At 37.0% G+C, this 13,781-nt stretch carries 13 protein-coding genes and 1 pseudogene; 2 read left to right on the top strand and 12 right to left on the bottom strand.

Annotated features, from left to right (window positions below; genetic code table 11):
* Nucleotide 1: 1 nt before the first annotated feature.
* From hslV to CP363_RS05390, 10 genes and pseudogenes are all read right to left on the bottom strand, one after another.
* Nucleotides 2-526 (bottom strand): HslVU peptidase proteolytic subunit, encoded by a 525-nt coding sequence (hslV, locus tag CP363_RS05345; RefSeq protein WP_005720240.1) that lies wholly within the window; start codon nucleotides 524-526, stop codon nucleotides 2-4.
* An 8-nt stretch (nucleotides 527-534) separates the two neighbouring features.
* Nucleotides 535-1,443, bottom strand: coding sequence for a site-specific tyrosine recombinase/integron integrase (xerA, locus tag CP363_RS05350; protein WP_005726225.1), 909 nt, complete (start codon nucleotides 1,441-1,443; stop codon nucleotides 535-537).
* On the bottom strand, nucleotides 1,443-2,759 hold the full coding sequence (gene trmFO / locus CP363_RS05355; RefSeq protein ID WP_023488723.1) for a methylenetetrahydrofolate--tRNA-(uracil(54)-C(5))-methyltransferase (FADH(2)-oxidizing) TrmFO: 1,317 nt from the start codon (nucleotides 2,757-2,759) through the stop codon (nucleotides 1,443-1,445). The genes xerA and trmFO overlap by 1 nt, the downstream gene beginning before the upstream one ends.
* A gap of 22 nt (nucleotides 2,760-2,781) precedes the next feature.
* Nucleotides 2,782-4,893 carry a type I DNA topoisomerase gene (topA, locus tag CP363_RS05360; RefSeq protein WP_098035968.1) on the bottom strand — a complete coding sequence of 704 codons (2,112 nt, stop codon included), beginning with the start codon at nucleotides 4,891-4,893 and terminating at the stop codon, nucleotides 2,782-2,784.
* A 69-nt stretch (nucleotides 4,894-4,962) separates the two neighbouring features.
* Complete coding sequence (gene dprA / locus CP363_RS05365) at nucleotides 4,963-5,811, bottom strand: DNA-processing protein DprA (protein ID WP_089147014.1); 849 nt, start codon at nucleotides 5,809-5,811, stop codon at nucleotides 4,963-4,965.
* Nucleotides 5,812-5,873: 62 nt separating this feature from the next.
* Nucleotides 5,874-6,626, bottom strand: a complete 753-nt coding sequence (locus CP363_RS05370; RefSeq protein WP_098035969.1) for a ribonuclease HII — start codon at nucleotides 6,624-6,626, stop codon at nucleotides 5,874-5,876.
* The gene (gene ylqF / locus CP363_RS05375) at nucleotides 6,623-7,462 is read right to left on the bottom strand and encodes a ribosome biogenesis GTPase YlqF (RefSeq protein ID WP_061204687.1); all 840 of its coding nucleotides are present in this window, start codon (nucleotides 7,460-7,462) and stop codon (nucleotides 6,623-6,625) included. The genes CP363_RS05370 and ylqF overlap by 4 nt, the downstream gene beginning before the upstream one ends.
* Before the next feature lie 20 nt (nucleotides 7,463-7,482).
* A pseudogene (locus CP363_RS05380) lies at nucleotides 7,483-8,950 on the bottom strand (cation:proton antiporter).
* A 48-nt stretch (nucleotides 8,951-8,998) separates the two neighbouring features.
* Complete coding sequence (locus tag CP363_RS05385) at nucleotides 8,999-9,229, bottom strand: YozE family protein (protein WP_005722332.1); 231 nt, start codon at nucleotides 9,227-9,229, stop codon at nucleotides 8,999-9,001.
* Between the two features lie 2 nt (nucleotides 9,230-9,231).
* Nucleotides 9,232-10,083: a DegV family protein gene (locus tag CP363_RS05390; RefSeq protein WP_089147371.1), complete on the bottom strand. Its 852-nt coding sequence runs from the start codon at nucleotides 10,081-10,083 to the stop codon at nucleotides 9,232-9,234.
* Nucleotides 10,084-10,196: 113 nt separating this feature from the next.
* Here CP363_RS05390 and CP363_RS05395 point away from each other — a divergent pair, with 113 nt between their 5' ends.
* Entirely contained in the window at nucleotides 10,197-10,862 is a 666-nt protein-coding gene (locus CP363_RS05395; RefSeq protein WP_005720215.1) for a hemolysin III family protein, read from the top strand.
* A 36-nt stretch (nucleotides 10,863-10,898) separates the two neighbouring features.
* On the opposite strand, the gene CP363_RS05400 is transcribed toward CP363_RS05395, so the two are convergent.
* Entirely contained in the window at nucleotides 10,899-12,098 is a 1,200-nt protein-coding gene (locus tag CP363_RS05400) for a CCA tRNA nucleotidyltransferase (RefSeq protein WP_005720213.1), read from the bottom strand.
* 88 nt (nucleotides 12,099-12,186) lie between these two features.
* Here CP363_RS05400 and CP363_RS05405 point away from each other — a divergent pair, with 88 nt between their 5' ends.
* Nucleotides 12,187-13,071, top strand: coding sequence for a YitT family protein (locus CP363_RS05405; RefSeq protein WP_005726217.1), 885 nt, complete (start codon nucleotides 12,187-12,189; stop codon nucleotides 13,069-13,071).
* A 43-nt stretch (nucleotides 13,072-13,114) separates the two neighbouring features.
* Here CP363_RS05405 and CP363_RS05410 read toward each other — a convergent pair whose 3' ends face one another.
* On the bottom strand, nucleotides 13,115-13,615 hold the full coding sequence (locus tag CP363_RS05410; protein ID WP_023488717.1) for an SLAP domain-containing protein: 501 nt from the start codon (nucleotides 13,613-13,615) through the stop codon (nucleotides 13,115-13,117).
* Between the last annotated feature and the right edge of the window lie 166 nt (nucleotides 13,616-13,781).

Here is a 13,781-nt window from a genome sequence, read left to right on the forward strand (position 1 = left end):
CCTAAATTTCATCAGTGACAATTTTATCATCAGTGAAAACATCAATTCCTGAAGCAATCTTTACAGCTTCATGTGCAATTTCATCGGCCTTCATATCTTTTGCGTGTCGAGTCATGGCAATCGCTGCGGCTTGAGCAAAATTACCACCTGAACCAATTGCAACTACGTTTTCATCAGGTTCAAGTACTTCACCATTACCTGAAATTAAAAGTAGGTCTTTGTCATCAAAAGCAATCAACATTGCATTTAATTTTTGTAAAGTTGGATCCTTACGCCATGCTTGAGCCATTTCCACGGCAGCACGACGAAGATCGCCTGAGTAGCTTTCGAGCTTGCCCTCAAGCATATCTTGAAGGCTGACTGCATCAGCTACACCACCGGCAAAACCAATTACTACACGATCATGGTAAATACGACGAATCTTACGCGCTGTTGCCTTGGCAATAACTTTTTCGCCTAAGGTTACTTGTCCATCACCGGCAATTGCTGTTTTTCCATTAAATCTTACTGAACAAATTGTTGTCATGTTAAACCTCAACTTTCTTTATTACGAGGAAAATATTTTTGATAATCTGATTTTAAATGAGCCATTGTTACATGAGTATAGATTTGCGTTGCTGATAGACTACTGTGTCCTAATAACTCTTGGACACTTCGCAAATCTGCTCCATTATTAAGCATCGCGGTAGCAAAGCTATGTCGCAACTCATGTGGGTGTACTTTACCACTAATTCCTGCCTGATTAAAAGTTTTTTGCATTACAGTTTCAATTCCGCGGCTAGTAATGCCAGTTCCTTGATTATTTAAAAATACATGCTGTTCATCATCATTTTTAAGTAATAATGGACGTGCATTTTCTAAATAAGCAATCAAAGATTTTTTTGTTTTATCATCAAAAGCAACATAGCGGTCTTTATTTCCTTTACCGTGAACCAAAATTGTCTGTAAGTCTAAATCAAGTTGATTCAAAGTAAGATTACTAACCTCACTTACCCGCATCCCTGTCGCATAAAACAGTTCAAACATTGCCAAATTTCTCATCGTCAAAGGCTTATTTCCTTTCAATGAATCAAAAACCTGCTTTAATTCAGGCTGGTAAAAAAATTGCGGTAATTTTTTCTCACCACGGCGTAAAGTAATACCCTGAGTTGGATCGATTGCCACTAGTTTGCGGCGGGTTAAAAAACGGTAAAAAGAATGCAGGCTGGACATCTTGCGCAACTGACTACTACGGGCTAACTTGCGTTCTGCTAAATGTTGTAGATAAACCTGGATATCACGTTCTCTTACTTTAGTCCAACCTGGGAATCCACCATTTTCATGCCAAAACCTTTCCGCTTCATGCAAATCTGTTTGATAAGCTAAAACGGTTTTCGCACTATAATGACGCTCATTTTGTAAATATGATAAAAATTGATCTAACTCACTTTGCCTTTGGTTCATTAATCTAAAACTTCCGTCTTAAATTCATCTAAACTAGCAAGACCACGTTCACTGACCTTCTCATGGCGCTCACGCTTCTTGCGAATCTTCTTACCCTCTAGTGGAGGTAGCAAAGCAAAACTAGCATTCATTGGTTGGAAATGTTTAGCACTCGTAGTAGTTATGTAGTTAGCCATTGAGCCTAACGCAGTATCTTTTGGGAAAGCCACAGTATCTTTCCCCATAGCTTCACGTGCTGCATTAATTCCTGCTACTAAGCCACTACCTGCACTTTCTACATAGCCTTCAACACCTGTCATCTGGCCTGCAAAAAATAATCCAGGCTGCTCTTTTGCCTCGTAAGAAGCTGTCAAAACTTCTGGTGAAGCCATATAAGTATTACGATGCATTTTACCATAACGAACGAAACGTGCATTTTCTAAGCCTGGGATCATTGAAAATACTCGTTTTTGTTCACCAAATTTCAAATGAGTTTGGAAACCAACAATATTATACATTGAAGCTGCAGCATTATCTTGGCGCAACTGTACAACTGCATAAGGAGTTTTGCCTGTATGTGGATCTTCTAATCCTACTGGTTTAAGTGGACCAAAAAGCATTGTTTTAGCACCACGCGCTGCCATTACTTCAATTGGCATACACCCCTCAAAAACATCGCTATTTTCAAAACCATGTAATTGCGCAGTTTCAGCGTTAATTAATTCCTGACTAAACTTTTCATATTGCTCTTTAGTCATAGGACAATTCAAATATGCAGCTTCACCACGATCATAACGCGACTTTTTATAAACAATGTTCATATCAATCGAGTCAGCGGCCACAATCGGAGCTGCTGCATCAAAGAAATGTAAACTATCAGTTCCAGAAAATTTTTGAATCTGTCCAGCTAAAGCATCACTAGTTAACGGACCAGTTGCAATAATTGTAATCCCATCTTTCGGAATTTCAGTAACTTCTTCTTCGTGAACAGTTACATTCTCTAACCCACGCAAAGTGTCAGTTACGTATTTACTAAAACTATCACGATCAACGGCTAATGCTCCACCTGCAGGCACTTGAGTTTTGTCGGCAGCTTTCATGATCAATGAATCTAAATGGCGCATTTCTTCTTTTAAAAGACCTACAGCATTAGATAATTGATTTGATCTCATTGAATTGGTACAAACCAGTTCCGCAAATTCACCAGTTTCATGAGCTGGAGTCTCCTTTTTTGGTCGCATTTCATAAAGGTCAACATGAATACCACGCTTAGCTAATTGCCAAGTTGCTTCACTACCAGCAAGACCTGCACCAATAACTGTTACATTTTTTGGCATTTACTCACCTATATTTTCTATGTTAATTGTTTTTTTCGTTTTCACTGTCTTCACGATAATCACCGTTAGGACAAAGAATCACTGGACCTTTTTTAGAATGCTTTTCTACTAAAAAGTGGCCATCATTTGGACAATTTCTGCCAATTGGCTTGTCCCATGAGACAAAGTCGCATTCTGGATAACGAGAACAGCCGTAGAATTTACGATTTCTACGTGATTTCTTTTCGACAACCTGACCTTTGCCACATTTTGGACAAACTACACCGATTTCTTTAATGATTGGCTTAGTATTACGACAATCTGGGAAACGAGAACAAGCATAGAACTTGCCATAGCGTCCCATCTTAATCACCATTGGTGCACCACAAATATCACAATTAAAGCCAGCTGGTTCATCCTTGATTTGTACCTTTTCGATTTCACTATCAGCCTTATTTAATTCTTTCTTAAACGGTTGATAGTATTCGTCAACAACATGAACCCAATTCTTTTTACCATCTTCGACTTCATCCAATTCATTTTCAAGTCGGGCGGTGTAATCAACATCAGTAATATCTGGGAAGAAGCTTTCAATTAAGCCATCAACAATTTCACCTAATTCAGTTGGTACAATTGAACGACCATCAAGTTTAACATAATAGCGGCGTTGAATTGTATCTATTGTAGGTGCATAAGTTGAAGGACGGCCCACGCCATTTTCTTCCAATGCGTGAACTAATGATGCTTCAGTATAGCGTGCTGGTGGTAACGTAAAGTGCTGTTTGTTATCGGACTTAGTCATCTTGACCTTGTCACCCTCTTCAAGATCAGGTAAGTCAACATTCTTTTCTTGTTGATTATCATAAACCTTGGTGAAACCAGCAAATTTCAATTTAGAACCAGTAGTTCTAAAAATCACACCATTTTGAACAATATCTGCACGAACAGTATCATAAACAGCTGGGGTCATTTCACTGGCCAAAAAACGTGACCAAATCAATTTGTATAAACGATATTGTTCCGTAGTTAGGATACTCTTTAATGACTCCGGTGTGCGATATACAGATGTTGGGCGAATGGCCTCGTGAGCATCTTGTGCGTCTTCTTGATTCTTAAAATGGCGTTGACTCTTAGCTGCAAATTCTGCACCATAATTTTCATGCAAAAACTTAGAAGCCTCTTGTTGGGCAACTGGTGATGTTCTCTTAGAGTCAGTTCTCATATAAGTAATCAAACCAACTGTTCCTTGCTTACCTAAAGAAATCCCTTCATATAATTGCTGAGCAATACTCATAGTTCTACGAGTACGATAACCTAAACGCTTATTGGCTTCTTGCTGCATTGTAGAAGTTGTAAATGGGGCTGCTGGCTGACGCCGACGTTGCCGAGCAACAACTTTATCTACTACAAAGTCCTTTTTCTTATCGATTTTAGCCAAAACATCCTTAACAGAATCGATATTAGGCAATTCTTTCTTTTTGCCATCAACACCATAAAAGGCAGATTTAAAAGTTTCTTTACCCTTAGCAAATTCCGCATCAATTGACCAATATTCTTTTGGCTTAAAGTTCTTGATCTCCTTTTCACGATCAATCACTAATTTTAAGGCAACTGATTGTACACGTCCTGCAGATAAACCTTTTTTAACTTTGGCCCAAAGAATTGGTGAAAGTGAATACCCTACAATTCGATCAAGTACACGTCTTGCCTGTTGGGCATCAACCGTATCCATATCAATTGTCCGGGGATGCTTGAAGCTTTCTTTAACTGCATCCTTGGTAACTTCGTTAAAAGTTACTCTATTCTTGGCTTTTTCGTCAAGATTCAATGCGTGCGCTACGTGCCAAGCAATTGCTTCGCCTTCACGATCGGGGTCGGATGCTAAATAAACATCCTTGGCCTTCTTGGCTTCGCTTTTTAATTCTTTAATGGTATCGCCTTTACCACGAATGGAAATATACTTAGGCTTATAGTTGTCTTCAAAGTCGATTCCCATTTGTGACTTAGGCAAATCACGAATATGCCCCTTGGAAGCAATAACGTGATAGTTTCTTCCTAAATATTTTTCAATAGTCTTAGCTTTTGCAGGTGATTCCACAATGACTAAGGTCTTTTTACGTTTTTTTGTTGTTTTACTTTTCGCTTTAGTAGGCATTAACTGCCTCCTTAATTCTTATTTTATTTTATGGGTACAGTCCAAAAATAACTAATACTTTCTGAATTGTCAAATCTTTATCTTGTTAAATTTAAAATCAACAATTGGCGTAGCTCCTGCTTCAATTAATTGATTGGGACCTGCAGACAATGCATTAGTAATTGGCCCAGGTACTGCATAAATATCGCGATTTTCTTGTAACGCTAAATTAGCAGTAATCAGTGAACCCGACTTTTCTTTAGCCTCAGTAACGATTACGCTTTGACTTAAGCCGGCCAAGATACGGTTGCGTTCAGGAAAACGATACGGACGCGGTGGTGTATCAGGCAAATATTCACTAATCAATAGTCCCTTTTGCACAATCTCTTCTTGTAAAGCAAAATTTTGCATTGGATATGAAAAATTTAAACCATTGCCAATAACCGCAATTGTTTTTCCTTGGTTGAAAAGTGCAGCCTTATGAGCTAAGGCATCAACGCCTTTTGCTAAGCCACTTGCTACAACCTGACCAGATTGCACAATATTAGGTACCAAGCGATTAATAACATCTTGACTATACTTAGTCGGATAGCGTGAGCCAACAATTGTAATGATTTCTTTTTGCAGTAAAGAAATATCTCCTCGGGTAAACAATACCATAGGTGGTCGATAAATTTGACGTAGTTTTTCTGGATATGCTTCATCGAAAAAACTGATTACGTCACACTGCTGTTCAATTTGTTGTACCATTCGATCCAACTGATCATCCTGAAAAGCGCGATAGCATGCATCCATTAGCTCCTCAGTTAATTCAATTTGTTCTAATTCTTCAAATTCAATTTCTGTTTCATCAGTTAACTGATTAGCAATTGTCAGCGATTTAACATAACCAATCCCTTTTTGCAATTTTAATTTTAGTAGAAATTCTGTTTTTTTCATAAAAAAAGCCCTCCACTATTTATTACGCAAAAAGAGACCATTATTTTTTTATAAATTGAAATTTATTCAAAAAAATCACTGACTGGAGCAAATGTTTTGCGGTGAATTGGCGTAGGGCCATACTTTTTCAAGGCTTCAATGTGCTCCTTGGTGCCATATCCTGCATTATGATGAAAGCAATATTGAGGGTATATTCTATCATAATCATCCATCAATTGATCTCGAAAGACCTTGGCCACAATTGAAGCTGCCGCAATTGAATTCGACTTAGCATCTCCCTTAATCAATTTAACTTGGGGTAGATTTACTGGCACATTCATTGCATCTACCAAAAGTGCATTCGGCTTAACATCAAGTGCTCGTACTGCTTGAGCCATCGCTTGACGGTCAGCTTCATAAATATTAATTTTATCGATTACCTCTGCACTTTTTACTCCAATACCAACACTAACTGCTTCAGCTAAAATTTTAGGATATAACTTCAATCGTTTCTCTGGGCTCAATTTCTTCGAGTCGTTTACATCTAATAAATCAAAATCTTGATCAATTATCACAGCAGCAGTTACTACTGGTCCAGCTAAAGGGCCACGTCCTACCTCATCAACACCCGCTACTAATTGTCCCTTTTCCCAGAACTTTTTTTCATAAGAAAAGCGACGCAAAAACTCTTCTTTTTTTGCTAGTAATTTTGCTTGACGCTTACGATAACTAACTAACAATTTTTGTACGCCGGCCCGCGGATCTGCCTCAAGTTCGTTAATTTGGGCTTCAGAGACCTCAGATTTCAACAGTTCTTTTATTTCTTTAATTGTCATGGTCTATCTAACGTAATCCTTCCGATTGCACCCTTACGCAATTTTTGTAACATAAATAATGAAAAACGATCATAATCATCACGCATGCCATATTTTTCAGTCATTGACAAAAGCAAATCTGGATCAGCCATATCAGCAATTTGCTGTTCAGGTAATTTAGAAAATTTAAGCAGATCCTTAGCATAAAATTCACGTAAATTTTTCAAAACAAATAATGCTACATCATCTGCATGAAAAACACTATCCTTAATTGCACCGAAAGCAGCTAATTTATAACCAACTTCCTGATCAGAAAATTTAGGCCATAAAATCCCTGGTGTATCGAGCACTTGAATATTAGCATTTGTTTTCAGCCATCTTTGTCCCTTAGTTACACCTGGTTTGTTACCGACTTCAGCCACGTTCCGACCAACTAAACGATTAATCACCGTTGACTTGCCACAGTTAGGAATACCTGCCAAAGCAATTCTAATAGTAGGATTTGAGGCCCCTCGTGCTTCTAGCTTCTCTGTTTTGGCAGCTGCCGCCTTTTTTACTAAGGAAACCAACTTCTGCATATTAGTATTGTGCAAGGAGTCAAGTGCCAAAACATACTTATTATCTCCAGCTAATTCTGCTGCCCATGCCTTTGTTAAAACTGGATCAGCTAAATCAGCCTTATTTAAGATAATAATATGTGGTTTATTACCAACTAGTTCTTCAATCATTGGATTTCTTGAAGCTTGCGGAATTCGGGCATCAAGTACTTCCACCAAAACATCAATCAGTCCTAACTTATCTTCCAGTTGATTACGAGCCTTGTTCATATGCCCCGGATACCATTGAATTGTTGCCATATTATCTCTTCTTTCTAAAATTAATCATTTTCATCATCTAAGAACACCACTTCTGACATCAAAATCTGTCTATATAAAGCCAGAAAGCCTCGACGATATTTTCTCTCTTGTTGTGCAATTTTACCTAAATAGTCACGTTCTTGTCTAAAAGCATATCTATATACCTCAGCTCTAAATTCTTTCTGATCATCGGGTAATTCTTTTTGTTTAATTGTATACTTTATTTCCCTAGCAAAATCAACCATAGAAGTTTGATTCATTTGTGCCCTTAAATCGAATTTTAATTGTTTTCGAATCTTTTTAGGTAAATAGATCTTTTTCATTTGATCCATAGCATACTCAATCATTGCCACACGAACTCGATCAACTTCCTTTCTTTGATCAAATTCAGGTATATCTTTGTCCAAGATCATGTGAAAAACAATTGTTGGAACAATCATACTTAGTAAAATAAGCGTAATTTCACTCACCAAAATTAAATGGAAATCTGCTACATTAATGCGTAAATCATATAACGTATATGCCAAGGCAAAAGTAACTGCTCCATGAATGCCATCCAGACTAAAAATCAATGCTTCTTTATTACTCGTTTTTCCTTTAATAGAAGGGCTAAATCGATAATAAAAGTATCTAATAAGCAAATTAGCTAGGTATAAAATTATTCCGTTATAAAAAATAAAGGCATTAGTAAGCCTGCTTCGCTCAGATTCAACGTTATGAATCAATCCGGCTGCAACGACTGCAATAATTCCAGAAACGTGAATTTCTTCTGCTAAAAAATATATTATTAACGGTGTCAAAAAGAATATGACTTCAACCGGCATTGCAACACCAGCAGATAAATGATATTTGGAGCGAAAACTTTCCTGACGCAAGAAAACTAATAAAGTAGCCACCAAAGCTCCTAGAAAAATACCTCCACCTGCAGAATATAAAAAATTACCTATTGCTTGTCCAATCCGTAATTCTTGATGCAAGTACCAATCAACTGCCATATTAAGCAAAATGATACCTGAAGCGTCATTAAACAAAGACTCATCTTTTAGATAAAAAGCAATCTTCTTATGCAGCTTCAATCCATGTGTTACAGATTCTGTTGCTGTAGCATCTGTTGGCATTGAAATTGCAGCCAGAATAAAAGCCAGTGGTAGAGAAACCCATACTAAAATAGATCCCGAATCCCGCAGTTATAGTTGCCAAGATAATCATAATAACCGTTAACCCAACTATTGCACGCCACGAACGTAAAACATTGTACAACCTAGTACGTTGTCCCTCAAAAAATAGTAATGGCGCTACAATCAAGCCCATAAATAATTCCGAGCTAAAGCTCTCAATTAATGAATTAGTTTGTGGTACTAGTGCAATAGCCGCTCCAATCGCCATTGCAATGTAATTAACTGATATTCTCTTCAAAAAGAGTTGTTGAATAATCGTCGCAAATGCTACCGCAAAGACAATAAAACCAATAAAAATTACTACCTGCATTTTTCTACCCGCTTAATAAAAAAGCCCAGGCATCTATCAGGCTTGGGCTTAATACATCATTTTGTCTTCATACATTCGATAAGCACGATCAAAAATTGACATACTTGGTAAATAACTAGCATTCAATTCCAAATAATCTGATAATTTCTCATAATCTTGTTCTTGCTTAGGAAAAGTCAGGTCATGCTGCGCATTATTCGCAAATTGAGCTACGTCATCAGCTGAATCTGCATCCCTTTGCGTCATTAAATATCGATAAAAACTTTCTCGGTAAGCCATAATTACTCCACATAATATAAGATCGCATAAGCACCATTGCCAGCATGTGTTGCGATAATTGGACTTGTCTCTGCCACTAAAACATTAATTGCAGGATTGATTGCACGAATTTTTTCAGCTAATTCTTCCATTAATTCAGGTGTATCAACGTACGAAATGCCTACTTCTTTAATATGCTCTTTATTATCTGCGATTTCTTTTAACACTCGTTCATTAAAAGCACGTGTAAATTTCTTGCCTCGTCCTTTTTTGGCTACGATTAACTTACCTTGTGGCATCTGAAGAGCGATTCTAATATTAAGCATAGTAGCAATTCGACCAGAAAGTGCACCTAAACGGCCACCCTTGATTAAGTTTTGTAAATTAACTACCATCATTTCCAGTTTTTGAGTACTACGAATCTTTTTAACATGATCAATAATCTCAGCCATGCTTTTACCAGCCTGAGCATCCTTAGCAGCAGCCAAAACTTGGAAGCCTTCTGCCCTGTCGGTTAGTTCAGAGTCAATAATTGTAACATTATCGCTTTGACCTGCAATTTCTGCAGCTTGACGAGCGGCATCTATCGTACCACTTAATGATTTAGCTAAGAAAATACCAATCACTTGACTGCCATCTGCAGTTAATTTTTTAATCACATCAACAAAACGGCCAATTGGTGGCTGACTAGTCTTAGGTAAGCTCTCCGCTTCGTTCATCTTCTTGACAAAATCACTTCTAGTGATATCAATCCCATCCACATATGACTTACCGTCGATGGTAATCGTCAATGGGACTACTGTAATGTCATATTTTTCAACTTCTTCTGGTGTTAATTGGACGGAAGAGTCCGTCATAACTTTTATCTTCGACAACGTATTCGCCTTCAATTCTAATTTGTTTACCCGATTTATGATAAAATGTAAGCAACATATATACTGTATTGTATCAAAAAACTATTAGAAGAAAAAAGGATTGATTACACTTCATGAAAATTAGCAAACTTTGGCAGCAACCAGAACAACGATCAGAAAGGTACTACCTTCTAGATAATATTTTTAGTGCCATAACTCATGGGATTGGTTTCGGACTAGCAGTTACCGGCTTAGTAATTTTAATTGTAAAGGCAGCTCATACTGGCAGCCCGATGCGAGTTGTTACTTTCACAATTTATGGCTCTTGCCTGGTACTGCTTTATTTATTTTCCACACTATATCACAGTTTAGTTTTTACACGGGCCAAAAATATTTTTCAAATTTTTGACCATTCCTCAATCTTTCTTTTGATTGCAGGATCTTATACTCCATATTCACTTGTTGCAATTGGTGGAGCCTGGGGTTGGACTTTATTTGGCTTGATCTGGGGCCTAACCATCTTTGGCATCATTTACTACATCTTCAATCGTGGTAAACACGTCATACTTGATACAATCCTCTATGTTGCTATGGGATGGTTAGTTATCTTGTCAGGATCTTATTTATATGTTCGCTTAAGTCCAACTGGATTCTGGCTATTAGTTAGTGGTGGCATTGCTTACACAATCGGCGCGATTCTGTTCAGTATGCGCAATGTTCCCTTTATCCATACTATCTGGCATTTATTTGTTATGCTCGGTTCAATCTTAATGTACTTTTCCGTTTTACTTTATGTTTAAAAAATGTAGCAGTTGAATTCTGCTACATTTTTCTTTCTATTCAATTGTAGTCAAATAGCTTTCAATCGCTTCTTGATTATTCTCAACTTCACCTGAAACAACTAACTCTCGAATTTTATTCAAAGTCTGCCCCAATTTTGCACCTGGTCGCATCCCGCGATCTATTAAAAATCTCCCATCAACGGCTAGTTCCGACGCTTTTTTAATAGGTAAAGCCATATAACGATCAACTAAAGCTTCTGAAGAAATTGGTTGACCAACAATATGAGCAACGTCAATCGTATTAATTAATGTCTCTTCCCCTGCTAAGAATAATTCATAATCACTAGGAGCATGACTAGAAAGTAAATCAAATAGATTAATAATTCTTTCGACTTGCTCAGTCATAGCATTAGAGTTTTTCCAGTCACGCATAAAACGATGAATTTGTTCATTCGGTAATTTCAATAGCAAAATTATCAGTGACCACAAACTATTTTCCATCGTTGGACTGAATTTTAACTGTGGGAAAATAGCTAGTTGATCTTTTTTTCCGCCAAAATCAGGTACATCTTCACTCAAATTTGTATCAAGAAAAACCTGAAAAGCTTGCCGAGCATGTGGTCCTAAACCTAATTTTACAAATTCTTCTCGAATTCGTTCAACTGAAATTTTTTTAAGTAATTTATGATTATCCTTAATTGCCTGTTGGGTCTTGCTTTCTAACTTAAATTCAAGTTGACTCATAAAACGTACGGCCCGCATCATTCGCAAAGCATCCTCGTGGAATCTTTTTTCTGGATCACCTACAGCACGAATGACATGGTTTTTGAGATCATCTAGTCCGTTAAATAAGTCAACAATTTGCCCTCGTGTATCCATTGCCAGAGCGTTAATCGTAAAGTCTCTACGCTTTAAATCTTCATCTAAGTTTTGAACAAATGTTACATGATCTGGACGACGAAAATCTTGATAACCCGATTCTGTTCTAAAAGTGGTAATCTCATAACTTTCACCACCATAAAGGACAGTCACCGTTCCATGTTTAATTCCTGTATCAATTGACTTATCAAATAACTCTTTTACCTCTTCTGGATAAGCACTAGTAGTAATGTCTACATCATGAACATGACGATGTAACAAAACATCGCGGACAGAACCACCCACAAAGTACGCTTCAAAGCCTGCATTTTCTAATATCTGTAACACGGGCATTGCCTTGGTAAAAATTTCTGGTAAATTATCTATCTTTATCATATTAAAATCTCAATTCTTATTGTCTTTATTATTACTTTTTCTATACACTTTGTTAAAATTGAGGAAAGACATAAAGGAGGTAATCATTATGCGTAAGATTGACAAAAGTATCTTAATTGATATCCTCATGATCGCGCTAGGCTGTGCTATTTACGCTTTAAGTCTAGACATGATTTCTGTCCCCAATAAACTAGCCGACGGCGGACTAAGTGGTATTTCACTTCTTCTGCGGCATTTTTGGGGCATCAACATGGGACTATCGACCCTTGTATTGAATATTCCACTAATTTTGTTAGGCTATCGCTTTATGGGCAAACGTCTTTTAGCCTATACAATCTGGGGAACGCTCAGTCTTTCCTTTTTCTTATGGTTTTGGCATTCAGTACCTATTATAAAACAATTAGATTTAGAACACGACCTCTTCCTTTCAGCAATTTCTGCTGGGTTATTGTCTGGAATCGGATTAGGGTTAGTATTTAGATATAATGGTACTTCCGGTGGAACTGATATTATTGCCCGAATCTGTCAGATAAAATTTGGTATTTCATCTGGCAAAATGCTTTTAGCTTGTGATGCAATAGTACTCTTCGCATCCCTATCTTACTTAGACATCAAGCATATGCTATACACATTATTAGCTTCTTTTGTCTTATCCCGAGTAATGGATACCGTTCAGCAAGGTGCATACACAGCCCGTGGTTTATTAATTATCTCTGACAAATATGAACAAATTGGCAAGATGATTGATTTAAAACTAAATCGTGGTTTCACATATCTAAAAGCTTTAGGTGGCTATCAACAAAATGAAAAACGTGTAATTTATGTTGTAGTCGCACCGCGGGAAATTCCATCAATCAAAGCTTTAATCAAGCAAGAAGATCCACATGCTTTTGTTTCAATAATTGAGGTAAATGAGGCAATGGGAGAAGGATTTACTTATAAAAAACCACATCGCTTTTTCATCCACAAGTAAAAAGCTATACCATGATGCATTTCATGATATAGCTTTTCTTTTACTAATAATTAATAATTACAGTCAATACGTTATTAGCTTTAACGTATTCGTTTTCTCCAATTTGAATGAATGGCCGTTCATCAATTTCTTTATGGCCAAGATTTTTAACTTTAGAGCCTTGTTTAACAAACTTACCTGGAATTGGCTGACCATTTTTATCATAAACATATGATGGATGCTTAATGCGGTTAATTGTCTCGGCTGTGTCCTTAATGTATGGTAAAAATGCCCCTTCCTTAACGAATTTATTCTTACCAATCTTCACAAAATTATTGCCATTAATTGATTTAATGCCTAGGATCTTGTAAACACGGCCCTTTTTTAAATGTCCAACTTTTTCTCCTTTACGGTTAAAAATCGTTGCTTTTCTAGTCAAGTTTAACTTTTTACCCTGACGAATCGGATTAGTTAGAGCTGCGTTAACTGTCTGAGCAGTCATCGCACCTAAACTTAAGGAGGCTAAGACTACTCCTGCCATATACATAATTTTTTTGTTCATCATGATCTCATCCCCTAATCATTACTTAATCTTCTTACTTATATTTTAACAAAAAATGCAGAGGTTATACACTTTTCTCTATTTTTAGTAAGTGTCAATATTTTTGCGGTAGGCTGTGAACCATTAGTCTAACCTTAATTTCTTAAATATTTATCTGATTTATTTCCCT

Source organism: Lactobacillus sp. UMNPBX12 (assembly GCF_002553955.1).
Taxonomy (GTDB): domain Bacteria; phylum Bacillota; class Bacilli; order Lactobacillales; family Lactobacillaceae; genus Lactobacillus; species Lactobacillus crispatus.